We start from the raw sequence: 26,052 nt of genomic DNA, 5'->3' as shown, positions 1-26,052 counted from the left end.
TCCGCGCCCTCACCTGCGCAACGCCTCGCCGGAACACTCGATCATCCCCCGTATCAAGCGGCTGCGCGCGGACGCACGCGACCACAGAATGCCGAAGCGGCGTGGCTCAGTTGCTTCAGCCAACGGCAGGCGCGCGAGCCGCAAGCCCTTCGTAAGCGGCGTGCCGATATCGGGCACGAGCGAGACGCCGAGGCCGCGATCGACCATCAGCGCAATCGCCATCAGCGAGTTCAGTTCGAACAGCTCGCGCGGCACGATCTTCGCGCGGCGCAGATACTGGTCGGCCTGTTTGCCGCCACCCAGCGCGCGATCGTAACGAATGAACGGCTCGCGACGCAGCAGGTCGTGCGGATCCGCGCGCGCGAACTTTGCTGGCGCGAGCACGACGATGGGCTCTTCGCGTAACAGGTGCCAGTCGTACGACTTTGGCAGCGCGAACGCGGGGTGCAGGCAAATGGCCACGTCCACCTCGCCGCGCTGCAAGGCCTCGAAGAGTTCCATCGACGTGCCCGCGCGTATCAGCAGCTTGACCTGCGGGAAAGCCGCGGCGAAGCGCGCCAGCACGTCGGGCAGCACGCTCAGCAGCGCCGACGTGATGGTCCCCACGCGCAACTCGCCGCCCATTTCCTGCTCCTGCGCCAGCGCTTTCAACTCGTCGAAACCGCGTACGAGCGTGCGGGCGCGCTCCACCACGCGCTGGCCCGCCTCCGTGGGAATGACGGTGCGCCCCGCGCGCATGACGAGCGCCACGCCCAGTTCGCGCTCCAGCGCCTGGATTTGCTGCGCGATCGCGGCGGGCGTCACGCCCACGCGCCGCGCGGCCTCCGCCATCGAGCCGCTCTCCACGACCAGCAGCAGGTTGCTCAGAAACCCGGTGTCCATAAACGTAGCTTCTCTATGGTTTAAAGATAGATCCGCATAGTTTATCTAAATCGTTGCCGATCGTAGACTGCCCTTAGTGGTGATCTATACGGAACGCATGGAGATGAGAAGCAAGTTGTTCGTGCCGGCATCGCGCCCGGAGCTGTTCGAAAAGGCGCTCGGGAGCGCCGCGGACGCACTGTCGTTCGACCTGGAAGACTCGGTTGCGCCTGCGCGTAAACCCGAAGCGCGCGAGGCGCTGCGCACGCTGCTGGTTTCGCCCGCCGTGCGCGAGCGCGGCAAGGTGCTGATCGTGCGCGTGAACGCGCTCGATACACCGTGGTTCGCCGACGATATCGCCGCCGTGGTTCAACCCGGCCTCGATTACGTGAATCTGCCGAAACCCGAATCCGCCGACGACGTGCGCGCCGCCGCTGCCGCGATCGAGCGCGCGGAGCGTGCCAATGGCGTGAGCCGCCCCGTGAAGCTGCTGCTCAACGTCGAGTCGCCGCGCGCACTGCGTGAAGCGGCGACGCTCGCCGCCGCGCATGAACGCGTGGCGGGCCTGCAACTGGGTCTTGGCGACCTGTTCGAGCCGCTCGGCATCGCGCGGCGCGACCCGGCAGCCATTCAGCAAGCCATGTTCAGCCTGCGGCTCGCGGCCGGTGAAGCAGGCGTATTCGCCTACGATTCGGCTTTCGCGAATATCAAGGATGTCGAAGGATTTCGCGCTGAAGCCGAACTGGCCCGCTCGCTGGGCTTTCTCGGCAAGAGCTGCATCCATCCGAGCCAGATCGCGCTCGCCAACGACGTGTTCCGCCCTTCCGACGAAGAAATCGCCCACGCGCTGCGCGTGGTGGAAGCGGCCCGCAACGCCGAACGCGACGGCGTGGGCGCTTATGTAGTCGACGGCAAGATGATCGACGCGCCTTTCGTCGAACGCGCCCGCGCGCTCGTGCAAAGCGCCGAGCGGCTTGGACTCGTTGCATCCGCAACGTCTGGCGAGGTGCGCCAATGAACCAGCCTGTCGAAACGAATGCAGCGTCGCGCGGCCCGCTCGCGGGCGTGCGCGTGCTCGACCTGAGCGCCTATATCGCAGGCCCGTATGGCTGCACGCTGCTCGCCGACCAGGGTGCGGACGTCATCAAGATCGAGCCGCCCACAGGCGACAATCTGCGCAAGTATCCGTCCACGCTTCAGGCCGAAAGCCGCGCCTTTCTCGGCGTCAACCGCGGTAAGCGCGGGCTCGTGCTCGACCTGAAGCAACCCAGCGCGCAGGACGTGCTACAGCGTCTCGTCGAACGGGCCGACGTGCTCGTGCACAACTTCCGACCCGGTGTGCCGGCACGGCTCGGTATCGCCTGGGAACAGTTGCGCGACGTGAACCCGCGGCTCATCTACTGCGCGGTCACCGGCTACGGCGACCAGGGCCCGAACAAGGACAAGGCCGGCTACGACCAGGTGCTGCAGACCATGACGGGCATGTGCGCGCTGCAGGGCAAGAGCGATGGCCCGCCCGAGATTCTCTACGGCTCCGTCGTCGACTACTATGCCGCCGCGCTCGTTGCAGCAGGCGTATCCTCCGCGCTCTTCGAGCGCGAGCGCAGCGGCGCGGGCCAGTACGTGGGCGTTTCGCTGCTGCGCAGCGCGCTCACCATGCAGTCCGCGCGCATGATCTGGGCCGACGATGAACCGAAGGACGTAGGCCGCGACATGCGCTCGGGCGGCATCACCGGCATTCATCCGACGCGCGAAGGCTGGCTCTACATCTCCGCGAACACGCCGCATTTCTGGCAGGCGCTCTGCGAAAAAACCGGGCTCGCTGCACTCGCGCAGAACGAGCGTTACGATTCAGTGCGCAAACGTGCCGAGCATCGCGACGAGATCGTGCCGCAATTGCACGCCGCCTTGCAGGCGCGCAGCGCGCTCGAATGGGAAGCGCACTTCGGCGAGGCGGTGCCCTGCGCGGCAGCGCGTACGATCGAAGACATGTTCGACGACCCACAGGTGCTCGCAGAGGAGATGGTCACGCGCTACGACTATCCCGGCGTGGGCGCGTATCGCGGATTTCGCGAGCCGATTCGCTTCGGCGCGACGCCCGCACCGGACCCGATCGCGGCGCCCGCCTTTGGCGAGCATTCCGATGCGGTGCTGCGCGAGGCCGGCTGGAGCGACGCCGATATCGAGCGATTGAGAAACGAGCACGCCGTGCTCTGAACACAAGAAGCTGCAACCGCGCGCATCCATGCCTTTGGGCGCGCGCGGCAAACAAGGAGACAACGCGATGGACCGTGAGCAGCATGTCCATACCATCGAGGCCCCCAGGGCGCGCGGAGAGACGCCCGCCTTCGCGTGCGATTCGCACATCCATATCTACGATCGCCGCTTTGCGGCCTCGCCCGGCAACGGCGCGCATATCGTCGATCACGCGACGGTCGAGGACTATCGACGCGTACAGGAACGCACCGGCACGCAGCGCACCGTCATCGTCACGCCGCGCCCCTACGGCACCGATAACTGCGTGACGCTCGACGCGATCCGCCAACTGGGGATCGACAATGCCCGCGGCGTAGCTGTCCTGCGCCCCGATGTGAGCGACGCCGAACTCGACATGCTCGATCGCGGCGGCATCCGCGGCATCCGCTTCACGTTGTACACGCCGCATCAAGCGGTCGTCACCTTCGACATGGTCGAGCCGCTCTCGCGGCGGATAGCGGAACTCGGCTGGCATGTGCAATTGCACTGGACCGCCGACCAGATCGTCGAGCACGAAGCCCTGCTCACTCGCCTGCCCTGCAAGATGGTGTTCGACCATCTCGCGCGCCTGCCCTTGCCAGCGGGCGTCTCGCATCCCGCGTATGGCGTGGTGCGCCGTCTGGCCGCTTCGGGGCGCGTGTGGGTCAAGCTCTCGGGCGCCTACCTCGATTCGCAGGTGGGCCTCGCAGGCGGTTACGCCGACCTCGCCGACACAGCACGCGCATGGGCCGCACTGCTGCCGGAGCGCGCCGTGTGGGGCAGCGACTGGCCGCACGTGACGGAGACGCACAAGCCCGACACCGCCGCGATCTTCGATCTGCTCGGCACATGGGTCGAGGGCGAAGCGGCACGCAAGCGCATTCTCGTCGACAACCCCGCCGAACTCTACGGCTTCGCACGATGAACTAGCGCCACCGCGCCCATATACAAACAGCCGCGCGCGAGGTACGCGCGGCCACATTCTGCACCTGGAGACGATACGTGAAGTCCACCGCCACTGCCGCACCCGTACGCAAGACTCGCTTTACCGACGCGACGATCAGCCTGTTCGAACGCACCATTCCCGACCCGTTCGTGCTCGCGATTCTCATCACCGCAGTCGTGGCCGCGCTCTCGGCGATGTTCGCCCCGCATGCGACGCTCAATACGCTCGTGGTCGGCTGGTACAAGGGATTCTTCAATATCCTCACGTTCGCTTTCCAGATCACGCTCGTCCTCGTCACAGGCCACGCGTTCGCTCACGCCGCGCCCGTGCAGCGCGTGTTCAAGGCGCTCGTCGGCATTGCCCGCACGCCGGTGCAGGCCGCGGCGCTCACCTTCGTGCTCGTCGCCGTGGCCTCGTTCTTCAACTGGGGCCTGGGTCTCGTCGTGAGCGCGCTGCTCGCGCGCGAAGTGGCCAAACGCATGCGCGTGGACTTCGCGTGGATCGTCGCGGCGGGCTTTTCGGGCTGGGTGGTGTGGGCGAGCGGTATTTCCAGCTCCATCGCGCTCGCGCAATCCACGCCCGGCAGCGCGATGAACGTCGTGCAAAAGCTCACGGGCGAAGTGCTGCCGTTCAACGACACCGTGTTCACGGCGTTCAACCTCGTGCCCGTGGTCGTGATGCTGATCGCCACGCCCATCGTGCTCGCGCTCCTCAAGCCGCGCGATGAAGATGCCGTCGTGCTCGACATCGAGAAGAACCCCGACCTGGAACCCCGCAAGCGCCCCGAAGGCAAATTGAGCTTCGCGAAGTGGCTCGAATACTCGTGGATCGGCAGCGCGTTCATCGGCCTCGTGGGCGTGACGTTCCTCGTGCTCGCGCACATCGAGCACATCGAAGCGTTCTCCGGCGTGAACGCCGTGATCTTCGTGATGTTCATTGCGGGCGTGATCCTGCATGGCTATCCACTCGCTTACGCGGATGCGGTCAAGAACGCCGCCAAACAAACCGGCTCGATGATGCTGCAATACCCGCTCTATGGCGGCGTGATGGGCATGATGGACGCCACGGGCCTGCCCAACGTGATTTCGCACTTCTTCATCGCGATCTCGAACACGCACACGCTGCCGTTCTGGAGCTATGTGTGCTCGCTCATCGTCACGTTCTTCATTCCGAGCGGCGGCGGCCACTGGGCCGTGCAGGGTCCGTTCGTCGTACCCGCCGCGATCGCGCTGCACGCTTCGATGCCTGCAACCACCATGGCCGTCGCAATGGGCGAGCAGGTCTCCAACATGATGCAGCCGTTCTGGGCCGCGCCCGTCGTGGCAATGGCAGGCATTGGCGTGCAGCGCGTGCTGGGCTTCACGGTCATGACGTTCCTGCTCGGCACCGTGGTGTTCGGCGCGGCGCTGCTGCTGCTCGTTTGATCGGCATTCTTCCCTAAGACCAACAAAGAACAAGGAGACACCGCATGCAACGGCGTGCATTCATGGCGTCGCTCACGGCGCTCGCCGCGGGCGCGGGGACATTCGGCGGCATCGGCGCGGCGCACGCGCAGAAGGTCGCGTCCGCATCGCCAACGTCCACCATCGCGCAACGGCTTGCGGCCTACGCTGCCGCGCTGAGCTACGACGACCTCGACGCCGGTACGATCGAAGCGGTCAAGACCCACACCGCCGACGCACTAGGCTGCGGCATCGCCGCGCTCGGCGAGAAACCCGTGGGCATCGCGCGCCAGGTTGCGCTCAACTACGCAAGCGGCGACGGCAAGGGTGCAACAGTGCTCGGCACGCAGCGGCGCACGTCACCCGACCTCGCGACCTTTGCGAACGGCGCGGCCATCCGCTACTACGATCTCAACGACGTTTATGCGGGCAAGGAAATCGGCCACCCGAGCGACAACATCGCGGCGTGTCTCGCCCAGGCCGAGGCCGAAGGTGCGAATGGCCGCGACCTGATCGTCGCGATCGCCCTTGCCTACGAAGTCGATTGCCGCCTCATGGACGCCGCTTCGATCAGCTCGCGCGGCTGGGATCATCCCATCTTCAGCCTGCCCGCGGCCGCGCTCGCGGCGGGCAAGCTCATGAAGCTCGACGAGCGGCAGCTGGCCGAGGCGGTCAACATCGCGCTCAACGGCCATCTCGCGCTGAACCAGACGCGCGTGCAGACCATGTCGAACTGGAAGGGTCTCGCCGATGCCGACGCCGCGCGCAACGCCGTGTTTTCCGCCGCCCTCGCGCGCGACGGACTCACAGGCCCCGCACCGATCTTCGAGGGTAATGCGGGGCTGTTCAAGCAGGTATCCGGCCCATTCAGCATCGACACGGCGAGCTTCGGCGGCAAAGGCCGGCCGTTTCGCATCAACGACTGTGCCGTGAAGTTCTACCCGGCGCAGGCGCTCACGCAAACGGCCATTGCTGCCGGCATCGACGTGGCGAAACAGGTGGGCGACCTCGACCGTATCGTCAGCATGGAGATTCGCACCTCGCACGAAGGCTACTTCTCGGCAGGCATGGACCCGCAGAAATGGACCCCCGAAACGAGTGAGACCGCCGATCACAGCCTGCCCTACGTGACGGCGCGCGCCATGTTCGACGGCGATATCAGCCTGGCGAGCTATCGCACCGAAGCGCTCCATGACCCGAAGATCCGCGCCTTCATGCAGAAGATCAAGGTTGCAGAGGATCCCGAACTGACCCGGCTCTATCCGAAGTATTACGCGACCATCGTGAGCGCCACGCTAACGGACGGACAAACCGTGTCGAAGCGCGTGGACGACATTCCAGGCTTCGCCACGCGGCCGATGCAGCGCGGCGACTTCGAGGTGAAGTTCCGCAAAAATGCGGTGCCAGTGATCGGCAAGGCGCGCGCCGACGATGCGCTTGGTTTTCTCTGGAGTCTCGACCAGCAGCGCGACCTCTCGCACGTGTTTGCGCCACTCGTCGTGCGTGCCTGAGGAACGTGAGGGAACGTATCACCCTCTCCCATGCCGTGCCGAAAGCTCCTCCAGGTCGAGATCGCGTTCGAGCACGCGCAGTAGTTCGTCGTGGATCAGGCCGGCGCGGTGCAGCTTCAGCAGCTCCGCGCGTCCGGCCTCCACGGCGGCCAGCACGACATCGTAGTGCGAGGCACGCATTTCCTGGGGATAGCTCTCGGCGTTTGCGTAATTGCGCGTCAGGTTCGCACGATACGTGTATTGCTCCAGCAGCCGCGGGTGGATCACGCTGCCGTCCGGCCCATGGACGAGCGGCGTGATTGCCGCCAGCTGGGCGGCTTCGAGGCGGGCCCATGCCTGCGGCTCGTTGAGGTAGGGTTCCTCCCCTTCCATATCGTTCGCAGGCCTGATCAGCTTGATGAGCGGCCCGATGGTCGTGCCTTGCAGCAGCACCGTGAAAAGAATGACGGCAAACGCGGCGAAGAGGATGAGGTCGCGGCCCGGCATCGCCTCCGGCAGCGCGAGCGCAATGGCCAGCGTGACGACGCCACGCATGCCGGCCCAGCTCACCACCGTCGCACCGCGAAAGTCCGGCGCGCCCACGTGGCGCGGCATTATCCGGTGCAGCGCGGTCCTCACGATCTCGATTCCATACGTCCACACGCAGCGCGAGACGACAACGGCGAGCACCACGGCCATCGCGGCCGGACCGAGCAGCGCGACGGCATTGCCCGTCCCGCCGAGGCGCAGCATGACCCCGCGCAGCGAGAGGCCGATCAGCACGAACACCAGCGCCTCGAGCACGAAGACCATGACCTGCCAGAACGCCGTGCCGCGGCTACGTACGGTGGCCGAAAAGATTTCGTGCTGATGCCAGCCTAACTGCATGCCGCACGTGACCGTGGCGATCACACTCGAAACGCCCAGCATGTCCCCCGCGATATAGGCGATCCAGCCTGCTAGGACGGAGGCGGTGATGATCAGATACTCGTCTTCGAGCTGGCGCAGCAAACAGACGACGACATAGCCCACGACAGCGCCGACCACAATGCCGCCCAGCGCGAGCCCTACGAAACTGAGCGCCGCATTCGGCTCGCTGAATACGCCCGTCAATGCCGCCGCGACGGCGAAGCGAAACAGCACGAGACCGGCGGCGTCGTTGAGCAGGCTCTCGCCTTCGAGCAGCACCATCAGGCGGCGCGGCAGCGCGAGCCGCTCGAGCACGGCCTTCGCGGCAACCGCATCGGGCGGCGATACCACCGCGCCCAGTGCGAAACATGCGGCCCATGGCAGCGACGGAACGGCCCAATGCGCGACCACGCCGACCGCCCACGTTGTGAAAGCCACCGCGCCAATGGCGAAGAGCAGGATGGGCGCGAGGTGACGCTTGAAGTCGGACCAGACGAAGAAGTAAGCGCCGTCCATCAGCAAGGGCGGCAGAAACACGATGAGAACGAGGTCCGGGTCGATCACGACCGGCGGCAGGCCGGGCGTGAAAGCCATGGCGGCGCCGCCTACCAGCAGCGCGGCAGCGGGCGGCAGGCGCAGGCGTTTGGCGAGCAGCTCGAGCGCGATGATGGCAATGAGCGAAAGGAGCACGAGCTTGAACGCCGACACAGCCGACATGAGGCTTCCTTGTTTTTACCCAGGTACGGTGAGTGGAGGAGCGCGGCCGCCCCCTTCAATTCCCGCAAGCATGAATCAAAAACTGCTGCATCGCTCGCGCCGGATCGCTGAGCACGGCACCAGGATGCCACAACATGCCCGCTTCCATCTGCGGAATGGCATCCTCGATGGCGCAAGCGTCGATGCGCTTGCCCTCCAGCGACCACGGCCGGAACACCATATCCGAGAGTATCGTCACGCCGAAGCCATGCGCCACGAGCCCGCGCAGCGCCTCCATCGAACTCGTGCGAAACGCGATATTCGGCGCAACGCGCCGCTTTTTCCAGTAGCGCAGCGTCGAGGCCTCGCCCTCGTCCACCGTGAGCTGGATATAGGGGTAACGCGCGATGTCGCGCAGCGTGACGGTGCCCATCTGCGCGAGAGGATGCGTCGGCGCGGCCCACAATTGCCGTCGCGAACGCATCAGCAAGTGGTGGCCGAAGCGCGCGCGCCGCTCCACGTTGGAAAGCAACGCCACGCCAAGATCCACCTTGCCCGCGAGCACCGCCTCCTCGATGGCAGGCCGGTCCAGATCGTGCAGATCGATCTCGATCTCGGGATAGGTCGCACGAAACCGCGCGAGCAGTTCCGGCAGGAAGTAGCCGAGCAGCGTATAGGAGGCGGCCAGGCGCACCGTACCACGCAAGCTGTGTGCGCGAAACGGCGCCTTGTGCAGCGCGTCGCGCACCGACTCCAGCACGTGGCGCGCGTGATTGAGGAAGTCCTGCCCGTCGGGCGTCAGCTCCACGCCCTGTGGCAAGCGCACGAAGAGCCGCGTGCCGAGCGCCTCCTCGAGCGCGAGCACCGCATTGGTGATCGCCGACTGCGAGACATGCTCGGCCGCCGCCGCCATCGAAAACTGCCCGTTCTGCGCCGCCGCCACGAAGTAGCGGAACTGCCGCAAAGTCACGTCCTTGGCCATGTGCTTTTCGAATATCGTGAGTCGATGATTTCGATTCTACGATACGTGGCCTTCGACGTCCCCGCGGCGGTCAGTGTTCCTGCACAACAGGCGTGTGCGGACGCCTGGCGCAGCCATAGCGATTGCCATGGCCTGAGCGACAAGAAGCGGGGCGACCCAGGACAAGCAACTATTCGCATAGCGGCCAGGCAGAGGCTCAAGCAAAGGCTCAAGCAGCCGCGCCGTTGTCCGTAGCCTTCGAGTTTCCGTACTCTTCAATGATGCCGATCAGTACGTTCAGATCAGCCGGTTTCACCAGGTAGTGGTCTATGCCGGCGTCGGTGGCTCGAAGTCGATGCTCCTCCTGGCTGTAGCCGCTGATGGCAATGATCAGACTCTGCGGCAACGCGTCATCGGTTCGTAGACGATGTGCCACGTCGAAGCCATTCATGCCAGGCAGTCCGATATCGAGCAGCACGACGTCGGGCAAGAATATCCTGGCCTGCGTGAGGGCCGCGGCCCCATCCGCCGCGAGCTCGACCTGATGCCCGTGTATGCGCAGGAATGCTTCGAGGCTTTCTGCTGTCGCGGCCATGTCGTCGACGATCAGTACGCGCAGGCCCTGGGCGCGTCGAATTGGCACGACGTTCGGGCGGCTGTCGAATGCCTCGTCGACGACGACCCGCGCCGGCAAGCGCACCGTGAACCTGCTGCCTTTCCCACGCCCTTCACTCTGGCACTGAACGGACCCCCGGTGCATCTCGGTCAGGTGACGCACGAGCGTAAGTCCAATGCCCAGACCGCCCTGCGCGCGGTCCAGCGAGGTCTGTCCCTGCGCAAAGAGGTCGAATACATGCGGCAGGAAAGCCGGATCGATACCGTCGCCCTCGTCGGAGACAACTATCGAGGCCATCGCGCCGTCGTGCGCCGTCGAGATGTGCACGCGGCCGCCGGGTGGCGTGAATTTGGATGCGTTGTTAAGCAGGTTCGCTACTACCTGCGACAGCCGGACGATGTCACCATCGATGACAATGGCTACGCCCGGCTCGTCACGGGTCAGCGACTGGGATCGCGCGGTATAGTTCGGCCCGCTTGTCTCGACTGCGCGATCAATGACGCTGGAAAGAAGCACGGGCTCTGTGCGCAGCGTGACGACGCCACGAGCAATTCGCGAGACATCGAGCAGGTCATCCACGATTCGCACGAGATGCTCCGCCTGCGTTCCGATAATCTCGCTGCCCCAGCGCAACACCTGAGAATCTGTCGGTCTCGCGCGTCGCATGACGGCCACTGCGTTGACAATCGGCGCGAGCGGATTGCGCAGCTCATGTGCCAGCATCGCCAGAAATTCGTTCTTGCGCCGGTCGCCATCCCGGATTGTCGAAAAGAGCAACGCATTCTCGAGCGCTATCGCCGCACGGCTGACGAACTCGTGTGTAACCGAAGCATCGTCATTGCGTTCGTTTGGCCTGTGGATGCCCAGCAGGATGGCGGAGGGCTGCGCCGCACCTGTCAGCAACGGATAAGCCGTCATCTCACTCAGATCCAGCGGCACCTCGCAGCACGTTCCGTCATCCTGGATGCATGCGAGCATTGGGCGCCCGTCGATCTGCAGGTGGGCCGGCTGCCCCGTCGACAGGGCCTCGCGGACCAGCATGTCGAGATCCGGCAAGGATAAAACCCGATGTTGCAGCGTAGCTGTGGCACCGCAACGCGGGTCCGCACAGGCGGAATTCGCGATGCACGCGATGGTTTTCGGCGCCTGCCCCTCCCCCGCGGTGAAAACGAGCACAGCCGCATCGGCAAGCGTAGGCACGGGCAATTCGACTATCTTTGCCACCGTATCGTCGACTTCCAGCGAACGTGTGAGTGCCTGGCTCGCGCGAGCGAGAAAATCCGCTCTCAACCGCGCCTGCTCGGCAGCGGCGCGTTGCACCTCGGCCATCGCCAGTGCTTCGCGCTCGGCAGCACGTGCGATCAACTGGTTTCGCATCCGGTACATGTCAACGAAAACACGCACCTTCGCGCGCAGGATCTCCGGAACCACCGGCGACGAAATATAGTCGACGGCGCCAAGCGCGTAACCACGCGACATCTCGTTGTCGTCGACGTATGCCGTGATAAAAATGATCGGTGTACGCGCCGTTCTTCGGTACGAACGCATCATCGACGCTGTCTCGAATCCGTCCATGCCTGGCATGTTGACATCAAGCAGGATCACGGCGAATTCCTGCTCAAGTACGGCTCGAAGCGCGGCACGCCCGGATGACACCGCAACGATGTTCTCCCCGAGTTCTTCGAGAACGCTGCGAAGTACGAAGTGCTGCTCCAGAATGTCATCGACGACAAGGATGTTGACCCGGTCGCCGTCGTCCCGCGAATGCGTTTCCATGGCCGTTCCTATGCGTGTAGCCACGCGTGCAGAACCGCGAGCAGATTACCGCGATCGACTGGCTTTGACAGGTAGTCCCACGCGCCGGCTGCGATGCATCGTTCGCGGTCGCCCTTCATCGCCTTGGCTGTGACCGCAACGATCGGCAACGAGCGGCCAGCCGGTAATTTACGGATCTCACGTATCGTCATGAGGCCGTCCATCTCGGGCATCATGATATCCATCAGCACCGCGTCGATTGCGGGGTCCGTCGCAACCAGCCGAATCGCATCTCGACCGTTGTCCGCCCACACGTGGCGCATTCCATAATCTTCGACGACAGTCGCCAGCGCGAATATGTTGCGCATGTCATCGTCTACGATCAGCACCGTTTTGCCGTGCAGCGCGAGTTCCGATTCGCGCAGGCTGCTGATCTCCACCTGGGCTTCCTTGCCGAGTCCAGTCGATCCGACATGTAGCGCAGCGACTGTCGCGTCCAGAAGACGATCGAAACCCGCGACGGGCATGACAATGTATCGCTCGGCAGGTCGCAGCCACTGCTGCATCCGCAGCGCTTCCCGATCTCCGATCACGATGACGGGTAGCGGTGCGAAAGAGGGGCGCCCGGATAGCGCCTCATCGAGCAATTCTGGCGATATGCCTCTCAATCCGTCGATATCGACGACCAGTCCATCCTGGTGGTTCGCTGGCAGACGGCTCAATATTTCTGCGCCCGTTTCGCACGATTCGATCGTCACCCGCTCGCTCGCAAGCAACCTGAGAAACGTGTCGCGCTGCGGTGTCGGGGCCAACGCGACCAGTAGCCGGCGAATGTCTACCGCCACATATTTCATCAGGCCATCCAGCGCGTCGTCGAGTTGCTCACGCGACTGGATCGGCTTGGGCAAAAAGCCGAACGCTCCTGAATTGAACGCGCGTTCACGCGACTCGTCCGTGGAAATCACGCAGGTCGGCACGTGACGCGTTGCGAGGTCATGCTTCAGGCGTGACAGGACGCGCCAGCCTTCCATGTCGGGCAGAAAAAGATCCAGTGTGACCGCATCGGGCTTGAACTGATCTGCGAGCGTCAACGCAGCCGAGCCCAATGGCGTAACCAGACCTTTGAAGCCTTTTTCACGCGCTGCGTCGAGCAAAAAGTCCGCAAATGCCCGATCGTTCTCGACGATCAGCAGTACGCGATCGCCATGGGCGATGCTGTTTCGATCGTCTTGCGTGGCTTCGACGAGATTCGCAACCTCTTCCACCGCAGCCGTTACGAGCTCACGTACGGCGGGATCGGCTGTCGCCTGCGCGTACGCCGGGGGTTCCGTGACAGGCGTCGAGCCGTGCGAATCGTCGCGGATCGCGGTCCTGCGTACTGCTTTTCCGGGATCGCTCCCGGACGGAACGTACAACGTGAAGGTGCTTCCCTTGTTAGGCAAGCTGACCAGCCTGATCTCCCCGCCGAGCAGTTTGGACAGTTCGCGGCTGATCGCGAGGCCAAGGCCCGTGCCACCATATTTGCGGCTCGTACTGCCGTCAGCCTGCTGGAACGCCTCGAAAATGATCTGCTGCTTCTCGGCCGAGATACCGATGCCGGTATCGGACACCGAAAATGCGATGACCTGGTGGGCACGATTCAGGCCTTCATGATCCGGACTCCAGCCATCGAGAGCCTCTTCGACCGACAACGTGACACGCCCTTCGTGTGTGAATTTGAACGCGTTCGACAGCAGATTCTTGAGAATCTGTTGCAGGCGCTTCGGATCGGTATAGATGGATGCGGGCAGCTGAGCGCCCGTGTGGACCATGAAGTCGACCTTGCGTGCTTCCGCGACGTGACGGAACGTACGCTCCACGTAGACGGCAAGGTCTTCGATGCGATGTTCGGTGATCTCCACGACAACGGTACCCGACTCGATCTTCGCAAGGTCGAGGATGTCATTAATCAGCATCAGCAAATCGTTGCCCGATGAATGAATGGTCTTCGAAAAATCGACCTGCTTCTGCGAGAGATTGCCATCCGCGTTCCTGCACAGGTTGTCGGAGAGAATCAGCAAACTGTTGAGTGGCGTACGCAGCTCATGAGACATATTGGCGAGAAACTCGGACTTGTATTTGGACGTGAGAGCCAGCTGCCTCGCCTTTTCTTCAAGTGCCTGCCGCGCCTGCTCGACCTCGGCATTCTTGCGTTCGACCTCTTCATTCTGGTGCGCTAGGAGGTGCGCCTTTTCCTGCAACTGCTGATTGGTCTGCTGAAGCTCCTCCTGCCGGCTCTGTAACTCATGCGCAAGCGTCTGGGACTGCCTTAGCAGGTCTTCGGTGCGGGTATTGGCCTCGATCGTGTTGATCACGATGCCGATACTTTCCGTGAGCTGATCGAGAAAAGCCTGATGCGTGGGGTTGAGGCGCTCGACGGACGCCAGCTCGATCACCCCCTTGACCTTCGCCTCGAAGACGACCGGAAGCACCAGCACGTTGTGAGGCGTCACGCTCAGGAGGCCTGACGTGATCCGGAAGGGTTCCGTTGCGGGCGGCTCGAGGAGGATCTTGCGCCTTTCAACTGCGCACTGGCCGATCAGCCCCTCGCCGAGACGGACAAGCTTGCCGTGGGTCGCGTGGCCGCCCGACGCATAGCTCGCCGTCAGGCGCAGCGATGGCGGCGTGCAAGCGCTATCCAGCACGTAGAACTCGGCCCGATGCACGCCGACCACGGGGGCGAGTTCGGAAAGGATCAATTCGCCAACCGCCACGAGGTCTTTCTGGCCCTGCAGCATGCGGCTGAATTTTGCGAGGTTGGTCTTGAGCCAGTCCTGTTCCGTATTGACCTGCGTGGTGTCCTTCAGGTTACGGATCATCTCGTTGATCGTATCCTTGAGCGCCGCAACTTCGCCCTGGGCCTCCACGGTAATCGAGCGGGTCAGATCGCCCTGGGTCACGGCGGTCGCGACTTCGGCAATCGCTCGCACCTGGGTGGTCAGGTTCGCGGCAAGCTGGTTGACGTTCTCCGTGAGCCCTTTCCAGGTGCCAGAGGCGCCCGGCACCTTCGCCTGACCGCCCAGCTTGCCCTCCACGCCCACCTCGCGCGCCACCGTCGTCACCTGGTCGGCGAAGGTTGCGAGTGTGTCGGTCATGCTATTGATCGTGTCGGCGAGCGCAGCAATTTCGCCCTTGGCTTCGACGGTCAGCTTGCGGTCGAGGTCGCCATTGGCGACGGCCGTCACGACCCGGGCGATGCCGCGCACCTGACTCGTCAGGTTGCCCGCCATGAAGTTCACGTTGTCGGTCAGATCCTTCCAGGTGCCGGCCACGCCTTGCACGTCCGCCTGCCCGCCGAGTTTGCCTTCCGTGCCGACCTCGCGCGCGACGCGCGTGACCTCCGACGCAAACGAGCGCAACTGGTCGACCATCGTATTGATCGTATTCTTCAGTTCGAGGATCTCGCCTTTGACGTCCACGGTGATTTTCTTGGAAAGGTCGCCGGCTGCCACGGCCTTGGTCACGTCCGCGATGTTGCGCACCTGGCTCGTGAGGTTGCCCGCCATGAAATTCACGTTGTCGGTCAGGTCCTTCCAGGTGCCGGCCACGCCTTGCACGTCCGCCTGGCCGCCGAGCTTGCCGAGCGTTCCGACTTCACGCGCCACCCGCGTCACTTCCGAGGCGAACGAACCAAGCTGGTCGACCATCGTGTTGATGGTGTTCTTCAGTTCGAGGATTTCACCCTTGACGTCTACCGTGATCTTCTTGGAAAGGTCACCGGCCGCCACGGCCTTGGTCACGTCCGCAATGTTGCGCACCTGGCTCGTGAGGTTGCCCGCCATGAAATTCACGTTGTCGGTCAGGTCCTTCCAGGTGCCGGCCACGCCCTGCACGTCGGCCTGACCACCGAGCTTGCCTTCCGTGCCGACCTCGCGCGCGACGCGCGTGACTTCGGACGCAAACGAACGAAGCTGATCCACCATCGTATTGATCGTGTTTTTCAGCTCGAGAATTTCCCCTTTCACGTCAACGGTGATCTTCCGCGACAAATCACCCGCAGCGACCGCCGTTGTCACGTCGGCAATGTTGCGAACCTGCGCGGTGAGGTTGCTGCCCATGGAATTCACGGAGTCCGTGAGGTCCTTCCATGTGCCCGCCACGCCTTGCACATTCGCCTGGCCGCCGAGCTTGCCGTCGGTGCCCACCTCGCGCGCCACGCGTGTCACTTCCGAAGCGAAGGACCCGAGCTGATCGACCATGGTGTTGATCGTGTTTTTGAGCTCGAGGATTTCGCCCTTCACGTCGACGGTAATCTTCTTTGAAAGATCGCCAGCGGCGACAGCAGTGGTCACCTCCGCGATGTTGCGGACCTGCGCGGTGAGATTGCTGCCCATCGAGTTGACGGAGTCGGTCAGGTCCTTCCACGTACCGGCCACGCCCTGCACGTCCGCCTGGCCGCCGAGCTTGCCTTCGGTGCCGACTTCGCGGGCGACGCGCGTCACTTCCGAGGCGAAGGAACGGAGCTGATCCACCATCGTATTGATGGTGTTCTTCAACTCCAGAATCTCGCCTTTCACATCGACCGTAATCTTCTTGGAGAGGTCCCCGGCGGCGACGGCGGTGGTCACGTCAGCAATGTTGCGCACCTGCGCGGTGAGATTGCCGCCCATCGAATTGACGGAGTCGGTCAGGTCCTTCCACGTACCGGCCACGCCCTGCACGTCCGCCTGGCCGCCAAGCTTGCCTTCGGTGCCGACTTCACGGGCGACGCGCGTCACTTCTGAGGCGAACGAGCGCAGCTGGTCGACCATCGTGTTGACGGTGTTCTTCAGTTCGAGAATCTCGCCTTTCACATCAACCGTAATCTTCTTTGAAAGGTCGCCAGCCGCAACGGCTTTTGTGACCTCCGCGATGTTTCGAACCTGACTCGTCAGATTGCCCGCCATGAAGTTGACGTTGTCGGTGAGATCCTTCCAGGTGCCCGCGACGCCCTGGACGTCGGCTTGTCCGCCGAGCCGTCCCTCGGTGCCGACTTCGCGGGCAACCCGCGTCACTTCTGAGGCAAACGACCGAAGCTGATCGACCATCGTGTTGATCGTGTTCTTCAGTTCGAGAATTTCGCCCTTGACGTCGACCGTGATCTTCTTGGACAGGTCACCGGCGGCGACCGCCATGGTCACTTCGGCGATATTGCGCACCTGGCTCGTCAGGTTGCCGGCCATGAAGTTGACGGAGTCAGTCAGGTCCTTCCAGGTTCCGGCAACGCCCTGGACGTCGGCCTGGCCGCCAAGCTTGCCTTCGGTTCCCACTTCGCGCGCCACGCGTGTGACCTCTGCCGCGAACGTACCCAGCTGGTCGACCATCGTGTTGATCGTGCGCGCCGTGCGGAGAAATTCGCCCTGCAACGCGCGGCCATCGGCTTCGAGTGCCATGTTTTTGGAGAGGTCGCCCTGCGCCACCGCCCCGATCACACGGGCGACTTCACTCGTGGGGTGCACCAGGTCGCCGATCAACGAGTTGATGGCGTCGACCGAATCGCGCCAGAACCCGCGGGCAAACGGCAATGCGGCGCGCTCATTGAGACGCCCCTCCTTGCCGACGACCCGGCTCAGACGCGCGAGCTCTTCGGACATGCGTACGTTCTGGTCGACGAGTTCGTTGAAGACCTGGGCCAGCCTGCCGTGCACACCGGACCACTCGGGGGGCAGCTCGATTGTTTCGCCATCCTTGAGCGCACTTACCGCGCGGAGGATCGTCTTTGCGCACTCCGTGGCAGGTTCGCCGCGCTCGATGACTACATTGATATTGGTGGCGTGATCAAACCAGAAGCCGTCGAGTCCCTCGACGGACAGACGCCGCCCGGCATTGTCCGTCGTATGCGGGGATAGATTGCTCGTCACATCCCGGAGCTGGACGGACATCTTGCCGCATTGCGCAGCAAGCAGATTGAATTCCGCCGCGACTCTACCTGATGGCCCCTCCCAATCGTCAGGCAGTCGTGCCGACGCGTCGCCGCGCCGGAAAGCACCCAGCATAAGAGCAATCCGCTCGATGTTGTTCTCTTGCGCCGCCGTCGCCGTACTCGTAGGAGCGTCCATTTTTTTCACCTCGAGGGCCGAAAAAAAGCAAGGGGGAGTCCGATGCCACGCGGTCTCTGTCGTCGGAGCTTGTTCTAATTGAATCGATTGCTCGCGACGTTGCGGAGCAGCCGTCGACTTCATGAAAGGTGAGGGTCGCGACTGCTGGCGAGGGCGCAACCGGCTAATGCCGCAATATGCGTGCCTGCACCTTACGATTGGCAAACATCAAGGCGCGCGGTTGTGGACGATCGTGCCGACGATTCCACTTCGCCATGCAAAAGCGGGACAATCTGTTGAGCATCCCGGCGCGTACTCGCTTGACACGTCTCCTCCCGAAGACAACAGGCCGCGTGTCGAGCGGAGCTGCAAGAGGATCACCACCATGTTCACTATCCTCCTCGTTCCACTGGACGGCTCGCCACAGAGCATCGATGTCATCGATCTGGCCAGCCGCGTGGCCGCGCCGGGTACGGCAACCGTCCACCTTCTATGCGTGGTCGACCCCTCCTACGCGTTGCCCTCCAGTAGTGAGAGCGGTGTCGCCTCCGATGGTCTGATCTATCCTTGCGCAAACGAGCAGACGTCTTTTGCACGATCAGTCCTCGCTGCCGCAGCCACCCAGCTTGCCGACCGGGGTCTCGCGGTGGAGCAGCACTTCTGTGCAGGAAATCCTGCAGAGGTCGTCGTCGAGCAGGCACGCCTGCTGAACGCAGAGGTCATTGTGATGGGGCATCACCACTTATCGCGGCTACGCCGCTGGGCCAATCCGTCGACGTGCGGAGTTGTCATCGAAAAGTCCCCCTGTGCGGTCCTGATCGAGACTCGTGAGAAGGGCAACCGGCGGCAAAGCGCGGCCTGAACCAGCGCTTTGCAGATACGCCGCTGCCGGAGATTGCCGACCTGCTCGAACGGCACCGCATCAAGCCCGTTCCCGTACTGCGCGACGACAAGCTCGTCGGCATCGTGATCTAGCCTGCCTGTCCGGCTGCCGGAGTGGGGTGTAACACGAGCAATACGACGGTCACAACGCTGAAAGCTGCACCCGCATAAAACGTGGTCGCCGCCCCCAGGCGCTCCCACAACTGGCCCGCGATGACGCTCGAAACCAGCGTAACGATACCGCCAAGCAGGTTGAACAAGCCAAACGCCGTGCCGCGCAAATGCGCAGGCGCGGTGTGCGCGACCATCGTGGCGAGCAGCCCTTGGGACATCCCCATGTGCAGCCCCCAAAGCGCGACGCCCGCGACGACGACGCTCCAGTGCGTCCCGTTCGCAAGCACGAGGTCACCGCCAATCAACACAATGAGGGCCGCCACCAGCAACCGCGTATGGCTCATGGTGTCCGCGAGCTTGCCGAACGGATAAGCGGACAGTGCGTAGACAATATTCATCACCACCATGACTAGCGGAACGAGCGCAATCGGTATCCCGCTCTTCATGGCACGAAGCACCAGAAACGCTTCGCTGAATCGCGCCAGCGCGAAAACGGCGCCTATTCCGGCGACCCACCAGTAGTCCGAACCAAGATCCCTGAGGCTTTCCAGACGCACCGGATTGCTTTTCGTTGCGAGTGGTTCGTGCACTGGCTCCCTCACGCCAAACGCCAACAGGCCTACCGCGAGCACGCCCGGGATGACCGCAAGCCAAAAGGCGAGCCGAAAGTTGTCTGCCCACACCAGCATAATGAGAACAGCCAGCAGCGGTCCGAGGAATGCGCCGACCGTATCGAGCGCCTGGCGCAGCCCGAAGGCTGCGCCACGCAGATGCTGCGGCGTGACATCAGCCACGAGTGCGTCGCGGGGCGCACCCCGGATTCCCTTGCCGATGCGGTCAATGATGCGGGCCGCCACGACTACCCAGACAGCAGGCGCGACGGCAAAAAGGGGTTTGCTCATTGCCCCGAGCGAATACCCGGCCACTGCCAGCCACTTCCGGTTGCCCAGGTAATCACTCAACGCACCGGAAAACACCTTGACGATGGGTGCCGTGGCCTCCGCGATGCCTTCAATGAGTCCGATCGTTCCAGCGCTGACGCCAAGGGTGGCGAGCAAAAACATGGGCAGCAGGCTGTGGATGATCTCAGATGAGATGTCCATGAAAAGGCTCACGCAACCGAGAATCCATACGCTGCGCGGAATCTGCCGGGCAACCGTGATTTGCGGTTCATTTTGCATTCGATATTGGCGCATCAAATAACACGTTTGAGCGACGCGGCTGATCGCGGGGGCCGGGGCTTCGCGCCGTGTCGACGGGAGCGTGACGCATAGGCGCAAAGACGCACCAGCGTCACGCCGACCAGTACGATGAGAATGCAGTTGTAGAAGGATCTAGTGCGGGTTATGACCGAATATCGAAAGGTGCTTTTTCTCCTTCCGGGGCTCCTCCCCGCCTAGCACCCCAAATTCAATGGGAGTCCGTGTGTAGAAGACATGGACGTGCTCAGCTTCTACCGCTTCCAGCATGCGTTGGGCCTCATCCTCAGTGACCGCGAGGATAATCTGCACCGGCTGGTCGGCGAGATTCAGCAGATGCGCCCCATGATGCGCGCCGGCGTGCCCCGTGCCCTCCGCACAATTGATAACCGAAACGCCGTGGATGCCCAACCGGCTCGCTTCGTGAAGCAACCACTCACACACCGTCCGATGATCGTGACGTCGGTTGTGTTCGGTATAAAACGTAAGCTGATAGCCGTTCATGGGTTCCTCCGCCCACTCGCACGGGGCCGCTGAGCAGACGCTGCGACCGGCGGCATTGCCCCGTGCCGCCACGCGACCGACCGACCTTTGACTAATTCTAGGGCAACCTTCCGGCGTCGACATTTGCTGCATCGCAGCGCACTGCCCCCCCCTTCCGCCAGGGAACGCATCGGCATCGCCGTGTCACGGAATCACAATGCTGCGTTGCCTTCATCCTGGACGTTGTCCGCCGCCGGTATCCCGCTGCAGTCCATCAACGCGCTCCTTCCGTTCCAAGCGTGGCGTATTCGATTCGCGCCCGCGTATAAAAAAGGCGAACGCCGCCGACGTTCAGTCTTTCAAGCAGATCGTCGATCTGGGCATCTTCTGCAATGAACGTGACGGCGACCGATTGTTCCGCAAGCTCAAAAAAGCGCGCTGCATGATATTTTCCCTTCGCATCAATGCCCTCCGCTATGTCGACAACCGTTGCGCCTTGAATGCCAGCGTGTTTGGCTTCATCAAGTATCCAATCCACGACCGGGAGGTGCCGTACACGATGATGTTGATTAGCCGCGAATACAGTGAGTTGACTACCTTGCATGAATGCCTCCTGTCGCCAGGTGATCGCGACGAAGCCCATGCCCAGATGAAGGTTGGGCTGTGACGATGTGAACCGGGAATCGCCGTCTTGACGGCTCAGACACAGGTGGGGCCAGCGAAAAAACCGCGAACCGACAGTGCCTGTTCCCAGGCCTGTAGGCATCATTAGCCCGTCGGGGCGGTTTCAGGAGAATGCCATCTCCTTTAATCACTCTACGCCCCTGACCGTCGTGCTACAAGCCATTCCCCGGAAGGCACTTGCTTTGCAGGCAACGCCCTTATCTTGCGACTGCGTGAGCAGCGTTTCACGCGGGCCCAGCCTGACAGAAATGTATACCCCCGTACCCTATCCAGGGTAAGATACCCCCCTACGCTATTCTGGATGTGACCATGAGCCATACGATTCGAGAAAAACAGAAATTGCTCAACCGTGTTCGCCGCATCAAGGGACAGGTTGAGGCGATTGAACGTGCACTTGAAGAAGAGCGCGGCTGCATGGATGTGCTCCAACTCATTACCAGTAGCCGTGGCGCGATGAACGGACTGCTTGCCGTAGTTCTCGAGGACCACATCCGAACGCATCTCGTCGACGCAGAACCGGACGACGAGCACGGCAGCGGCACCGAGCAGTTGATTGAGGTAGTCCACAGCTACTTCAAGTAAGAGGGAACTATGAGCAATTTTGCGAATTCCGCTTTCGGAGCGGGGCACGATCACATCTTTCTGGGTGCAGCCCATGAAGACAACGAGCGCAGAACCTGGATGGTGATCGCGCTGTGCAGCGCGATGATGGTGGCTGAAATCGTCGGCGGCAGTCTTTTTGGCTCGCTGGCGCTCGTTGCCGATGGTCTGCACATGTCGACACACGCCGGTGCGATGCTCATCGCCGCTTTGGCGTACACCTACGCGCGCAGACACGCGAGCGACAAACGCTTCGTGTTCGGCACCGGCAAGCTGGGCGACCTCGCAGGCTTTACCAGCGCCATCGTGCTCGCCATGATCGCGCTGCTGATCGGATACGAAGCCGTCTCGCGCTTCCTCTCACCCGTGCCCATCCACTTCGGCCAGGCGATTCCCATCGCGATACTGGGCCTCCTGGTGAATCTGGCGAGCGTCTGGTTGCTGAGTGGCGACCACCACGGCCACAGTCATGGACATAACCACAGCCACGGTCACGCTCATGAAGACGAACACGGTCACGAAGACGAAGTGCATCGCGTCTTCGGCAGCGCTGGCGTATTTGCGTTGTCGGTCTTCGAAGACGGCGTACCGCCTGTCTTCCGCATTACGCCCGAAACAGCGTCCTCAAAGCTCAGCGCCAATGCTGTTTCAGTTACGACGATCCGCCCCGACGGCACGCACCAGACCTTCGCGTTTGCGGATCGCGGCGGCTATCTGGAGTCGAAAGACGACATTCCCGAGCCGCACGCATTCAAGGCCATTGTCCACTTGCCCGATGGGGAACATCAGATCGAGTTCGAGGAACACGAGCACGATCACAGCGATGCACAGGCGGCCGCGAATCGTGACCACAACATCCGCTCGGCCTACATTCACGTCATTGCCGACGCGGCGGTTTCCGTGCTGGCCATTATCGGGCTGCTGCTTGCGCGAGCGTTTGGCTGGGTCTGGATGGACCCGCTTGCGGGCGTAATCGGCGCACTGGTGATTGCAAACTGGTCGTGGGGTTTGATGCGCGATACAGGTGGCATTCTGCTCGACATGAATCTGGACAGGCGTATGGCCGAGAACGTCCGTCATGTCATCGAAGACAACGGCGACACCGTGCTAGACCTCCACGTTTGGCGCGTCGGTCCAGGGCACATGAGCGCGATCGTATCGGTGGCCACCGGTGAAGCGCGGCGGAGCCCGGGCTTCTATCGAGCAGCACTCAAGCGCTTCAAGGAACTATCGCACGTAACGGTCGAAGTGAATCCGACGCCCGCTGTTGCCTGACCGATGGCAGTCAAATCCCCTTGCATCGATGTCTGCGCGTTTGATTGGAAGACCGGTCTTTGCACTGGCTGCCTTCGGACACGAGACGAAATCCGGGGCTGGAAGAAGTGTAACCAAGAGGGCTGTAAGAGCAATCTCACGGGTGGGCCCCCTGCTTCTTGCCGCGAATCAAGGCCTCCGGATGCTGCTCCAGATAATCGGCAAGCGTACGGAAAGCGGTGGCCATGCGCGAAAGCTCCTGTACCGCGTCGTTCGCGTTCTGCTGCAGGGTGGAGTCCGGCTGCAACGCGCTATTGGCCGAGTCGAGCGCAGTGTGGGCCGCAGCGAAGGTGCCTTGCGCCTGCGGGACGACCTGGGTGTCGAGATCGTTGAGCAGCGTCTTCGCACTCGCCAGCGTCTGCTGTGTGTTCTTGCCAATCGTGTCAAAAGGTATCGTGTTCAGCTTTGCCAGGAGTTGCGTGACGTTGTCTTGCAACCGCTGGAGGTTACCCGGTATTGTCGGCACTTCCGGAGGCGACGAAGCCCAGTTGACTGCGGCTTTCGGCGCATCGGGAAAGAAGTCGGCGGCCAGGTACAGTTGCCCGGTCAGCAGATTGCCAGTTCGAAGCTGGAAACGCAGTCCCTTTGCGACGAGGCGATCCGCAAGCGCGTGAGGATCCTCGTTGGACAGTCGGCCGCTGGCGGTGGTGCCCCTGTTGGCCTCATAGTGGGACGTGAAGAGTTCCGGATACAGATCCATTTCGACCGGAACGGTGAATCTGTCGATCTTGGGATCATAACGTGTGTAGATCGCTGTCACTTCTCCGATCACAATGCCACGGAAATCAACGGGCGCGCCCACGGTCAATCCCCGAACCGATTCCGTGAAATTCGCGAGGTACTTGACGACGACGCGATAGCGCGCCTTCATCGCGTCAGCCCGATCCTGGAACAATGTGAAGGTTGAGTCGGTCGCAGCGACGGCCTCGTCGACCGCGCCCGGCAGCGACTCGAATGCCACACCGCCGATCATGATCGACACGAGCGACTGCGTGTTCACCTGGATGCCATTCGACCCGAGTGTCACATCGACACCGCTTGCGTGCCAGAAGCGGGTATCTGCAAGAACGAACCTGTCGTACGGCGCGTTGATAAATACGCGCAGCGTTACACCGTGTCCGTCAGGATCGAGCTTATAGCTGGATACCTGCCCGACCTCCAGCCGCCGGAAGAATACCGGCGTGCCGACATCGAGCGAGCCCATATTCGCGCTTTTCAGGATGAATTCGCGCCCCGGCACATCGCTCGTGGTCACCGGCGGGACTTCGAGGCCGACGAAGTCGCGACGTCCGGTTTTCGATTTCCCGACATCCATCTCGATGTAGGAGCCAGACAGGAGCGTGCCGATGCCGGACACTGTCCCACCGGATATGCGTGGGCGCACAACCCAGAAACGGGTGTCGCCGACGAGCAATTTCGTCGCGTTTTTGTTGATGTCCGCGGATGCGATGACTCGCGTGCTATCGGGGGTCAACGTCACGGTCTTGATGAGCCCGATGTCAACGTTCTTGAGCTTGATTTTCGTCTTGCCCGCCTCGATACCGTCAGCGGTTGCGAAGTTGATCGTGATCGTTGGCCCCTTCTCGACAATCGCCTTGACCGCGAGCCACCCTCCAATCAGGACCGCGAGGATGGGTACGAGCCAGACGACCTGCAGACGCCAGCGCGATCGCGGCACCGCATCCGCGTTGGGGAAATCAGGCTTTTTCTCCAGTCCGGGCATGATCTCGCTCCACTTCGTCCCACATAAGGCGGGGATCAAACGCCATAGCAGCAAACATCGTAAGCACTACGACAGCACCGAACGCGATTGCCGCGTTTCCTGCCTGAATTGTCGCAAGTGCCTGAAACTGCACGAGCGCGACGAGCATCGTGATTACGTAGATGTCGAGCATCGACCAGCGCCCCACAAACTCGACCATCCTGTAGATCCGTGTGCGCTCATCGGCGTACCATCGCGAGCGCATCTGCGTGGAGATCGTCAAGTATCCGAGAGCGAGGATCTTGAGCATCGGCACAGCGATGCTCGCGACGAACACCACGATCGCCAGCGGCCACGATCCCGATGTCCACAGATAGACGACGCCAGAGAGGATCGTGTCGTTCTCTGTCCCGAAGAGTGAGTTCGTGTACATCACTGGCAACATGTTCGCCGGGATGTACATCACCATCGCAGCAATCAGGAAGGCCCAGGTCCGCGACAGGCTTGCGGGCTTGCGCAGGTGCAGCGTGGCGCCACAGCGCGGGCAACGCAACGGGTGAGCGTGAGTCTGCGCACTTGCGAGTAGTCCGCAATCGTGACATAGCGCGAGACCGCATTGCGCGGCGGTAACCGACCCTTGCAGCGAGGCCTCGTCCAGGTCTGTCTCCGCGCCCTCGTGCTCAACGGTGGCAACGCGCGACCACAGTTTGCGCGCGTCGAAAGCAGAGCCGGCCGCCGCCAGTACGAACATCAGCGCTGCAAACGACCACAGTGCAGGACCCACAACCACGCCTGCGATTGCCGACAACCCCGATGGGCGGGCAAATTCCCCCACCTGTGGGCACCTCAAAATCCCCCACCTAGAGACACGCGGAGCATGATGCTGGCGCGGTCTGGCAGGACGTTACCTTGCACCCCTCGAATGAAGAAGAGGGGTTGTTGGAGTGAATGTCTTGAAGCCGCATCTGCAAACAACCATCGCCACGCTCGTCGCAGCGGGCAAACGTCAGCGGGAGATCGCCCGGATTACGGGCGTTGACCGGAAGACGATCCGTAAGTACCAGGAGCAATTCGCGGCGGCGCAGGCAAATTCCCCCACGGTGCCCC

Annotated in this window: 19 protein-coding genes, 2 pseudogenes and 1 riboswitch; of the genes and pseudogenes, 11 read left to right on the top strand and 10 right to left on the bottom strand. The window is 62.6% G+C overall.

Annotated elements, in window-relative coordinates:
- Positions 1-9: 9 nt before the first annotated feature.
- Positions 10-882 (bottom strand): LysR family transcriptional regulator, encoded by an 873-nt coding sequence (locus tag E1N52_RS37860; RefSeq protein WP_133189592.1) that lies wholly within the window; start codon positions 880-882, stop codon positions 10-12.
- Positions 883-985: 103 nt separating this feature from the next.
- On the opposite strand from E1N52_RS37860, the gene E1N52_RS37855 reads away from it, so the two are divergent.
- The 5 genes from E1N52_RS37855 (at position 986) to E1N52_RS37835 (ending at position 6,995) form a co-directional block, all read left to right on the top strand.
- Positions 986-1,879 (top strand): HpcH/HpaI aldolase/citrate lyase family protein, encoded by an 894-nt coding sequence (locus E1N52_RS37855; RefSeq protein WP_133189590.1) that lies wholly within the window; start codon positions 986-988, stop codon positions 1,877-1,879.
- The gene (locus E1N52_RS37850) at positions 1,876-3,078 is read left to right on the top strand and encodes a CaiB/BaiF CoA transferase family protein (RefSeq protein WP_133189588.1); all 1,203 of its coding nucleotides are present in this window, start codon (positions 1,876-1,878) and stop codon (positions 3,076-3,078) included. Before E1N52_RS37855 ends, E1N52_RS37850 begins: the two co-directional genes overlap by 4 nt.
- Positions 3,079-3,145: 67 nt before the next feature.
- The gene (locus E1N52_RS37845) at positions 3,146-4,021 is read left to right on the top strand and encodes an amidohydrolase family protein (protein WP_133189586.1); all 876 of its coding nucleotides are present in this window, start codon (positions 3,146-3,148) and stop codon (positions 4,019-4,021) included.
- Between the two features lie 77 nt (positions 4,022-4,098).
- Entirely contained in the window at positions 4,099-5,466 is a 1,368-nt protein-coding gene (locus tag E1N52_RS37840; RefSeq protein ID WP_133189584.1) for a short-chain fatty acid transporter, read from the top strand.
- Between the two features lie 44 nt (positions 5,467-5,510).
- Positions 5,511-6,995 (top strand): MmgE/PrpD family protein, encoded by a 1,485-nt coding sequence (locus tag E1N52_RS37835; RefSeq protein ID WP_133189582.1) that lies wholly within the window; start codon positions 5,511-5,513, stop codon positions 6,993-6,995.
- Between the two features lie 18 nt (positions 6,996-7,013).
- Here E1N52_RS37835 and E1N52_RS37830 read toward each other — a convergent pair whose 3' ends face one another.
- From E1N52_RS37830 to E1N52_RS37815, 4 genes are all read right to left on the bottom strand, one after another.
- Positions 7,014-8,600, bottom strand: coding sequence for a Na+/H+ antiporter (locus tag E1N52_RS37830; RefSeq protein WP_133189580.1), 1,587 nt, complete (start codon positions 8,598-8,600; stop codon positions 7,014-7,016).
- 55 nt (positions 8,601-8,655) lie between these two features.
- The gene (locus tag E1N52_RS37825) at positions 8,656-9,561 is read right to left on the bottom strand and encodes a LysR family transcriptional regulator (RefSeq protein ID WP_133189578.1); all 906 of its coding nucleotides are present in this window, start codon (positions 9,559-9,561) and stop codon (positions 8,656-8,658) included.
- A gap of 208 nt (positions 9,562-9,769) precedes the next feature.
- Complete coding sequence (locus tag E1N52_RS37820; protein WP_133189576.1) at positions 9,770-11,932, bottom strand: ATP-binding response regulator; 2,163 nt, start codon at positions 11,930-11,932, stop codon at positions 9,770-9,772.
- 8 nt (positions 11,933-11,940) lie between these two features.
- Positions 11,941-17,988 (bottom strand): HAMP domain-containing protein, encoded by a 6,048-nt coding sequence (locus E1N52_RS37815; protein ID WP_205965734.1) that lies wholly within the window; start codon positions 17,986-17,988, stop codon positions 11,941-11,943.
- Between the two features lie 364 nt (positions 17,989-18,352).
- On the opposite strand from E1N52_RS37815, the gene E1N52_RS37810 reads away from it, so the two are divergent.
- Both E1N52_RS37810 and E1N52_RS45075 read left to right on the top strand, forming a co-directional pair.
- Positions 18,353-18,829, top strand: coding sequence for a universal stress protein (locus tag E1N52_RS37810; protein WP_133189574.1), 477 nt, complete (start codon positions 18,353-18,355; stop codon positions 18,827-18,829).
- The gene (locus E1N52_RS45075) at positions 18,826-18,942 is read left to right on the top strand and encodes a CBS domain-containing protein (protein WP_342777945.1); all 117 of its coding nucleotides are present in this window, start codon (positions 18,826-18,828) and stop codon (positions 18,940-18,942) included. Before E1N52_RS37810 ends, E1N52_RS45075 begins: the two co-directional genes overlap by 4 nt.
- Here E1N52_RS45075 and E1N52_RS37800 read toward each other — a convergent pair.
- The 3 genes from E1N52_RS37800 to E1N52_RS37790 all read right to left on the bottom strand — a co-directional run bounded on the left by E1N52_RS37800 (position 18,939) and on the right by E1N52_RS37790 (position 21,249).
- A complete protein-coding gene (locus E1N52_RS37800; protein WP_133189572.1) occupies positions 18,939-20,144 on the bottom strand; it encodes an MFS transporter in 1,206 nt (401 codons plus the stop codon). The genes E1N52_RS45075 and E1N52_RS37800 overlap by 4 nt on opposite strands.
- Before the next feature lie 153 nt (positions 20,145-20,297).
- Positions 20,298-20,666, bottom strand: a complete 369-nt coding sequence (locus E1N52_RS37795) for a DUF190 domain-containing protein (protein WP_133189570.1) — start codon at positions 20,664-20,666, stop codon at positions 20,298-20,300.
- A gap of 253 nt (positions 20,667-20,919) precedes the next feature.
- Positions 20,920-21,249: a DUF190 domain-containing protein gene (locus tag E1N52_RS37790; RefSeq protein WP_133189568.1), complete on the bottom strand. Its 330-nt coding sequence runs from the start codon at positions 21,247-21,249 to the stop codon at positions 20,920-20,922.
- Between the two features lie 148 nt (positions 21,250-21,397).
- Positions 21,398-21,460, bottom strand: a riboswitch (Fluoride riboswitch).
- Positions 21,461-21,638: 178 nt separating this feature from the next.
- On the opposite strand from E1N52_RS37790, the gene E1N52_RS37785 reads away from it, so the two are divergent.
- The 3 genes and pseudogenes from E1N52_RS37785 to E1N52_RS37775 all read left to right on the top strand — a co-directional run.
- Positions 21,639-21,911, top strand: a complete 273-nt coding sequence (locus tag E1N52_RS37785; RefSeq protein ID WP_028206235.1) for a metal/formaldehyde-sensitive transcriptional repressor — start codon at positions 21,639-21,641, stop codon at positions 21,909-21,911.
- 9 nt (positions 21,912-21,920) lie between these two features.
- Positions 21,921-23,204, top strand: a complete 1,284-nt coding sequence (gene dmeF / locus E1N52_RS37780; protein WP_133189566.1) for a CDF family Co(II)/Ni(II) efflux transporter DmeF — start codon at positions 21,921-21,923, stop codon at positions 23,202-23,204.
- Positions 23,205-23,207: 3 nt separating this feature from the next.
- Positions 23,208-23,312 (top strand): annotated as a pseudogene (locus E1N52_RS37775) (DUF1289 domain-containing protein); the annotation flags it as partial.
- Positions 23,313-23,340: 28 nt separating this feature from the next.
- Here the strand turns inward: E1N52_RS37775 and E1N52_RS37770 are convergent.
- Both E1N52_RS37770 and E1N52_RS37765 read right to left on the bottom strand, forming a co-directional pair.
- A complete protein-coding gene (locus tag E1N52_RS37770; protein WP_133189564.1) occupies positions 23,341-24,966 on the bottom strand; it encodes a PqiB family protein in 1,626 nt (541 codons plus the stop codon).
- Positions 24,941-25,753, bottom strand: a pseudogene (locus tag E1N52_RS37765) (paraquat-inducible protein A); the annotation flags it as partial. The gene E1N52_RS37770 and the pseudogene E1N52_RS37765, both read right to left, overlap by 26 nt.
- 136 nt (positions 25,754-25,889) lie before the next feature.
- Here E1N52_RS37765 and E1N52_RS37755 point away from each other — a divergent pair.
- Positions 25,890-26,052, top strand: a 163-nt coding sequence (locus E1N52_RS37755) for a helix-turn-helix domain-containing protein (RefSeq protein WP_246089378.1), incomplete at its 3' end; no start/stop codon positions are given.

The sequence above is a fragment of the Paraburkholderia guartelaensis genome, assembly GCF_004353905.1.
In the GTDB taxonomy this organism is placed as follows: domain Bacteria; phylum Pseudomonadota; class Gammaproteobacteria; order Burkholderiales; family Burkholderiaceae; genus Paraburkholderia; species Paraburkholderia guartelaensis.
Note: the sequence above shows the minus strand (reverse complement) of the source record. Positions and strands in the feature narration are given on the sequence as shown.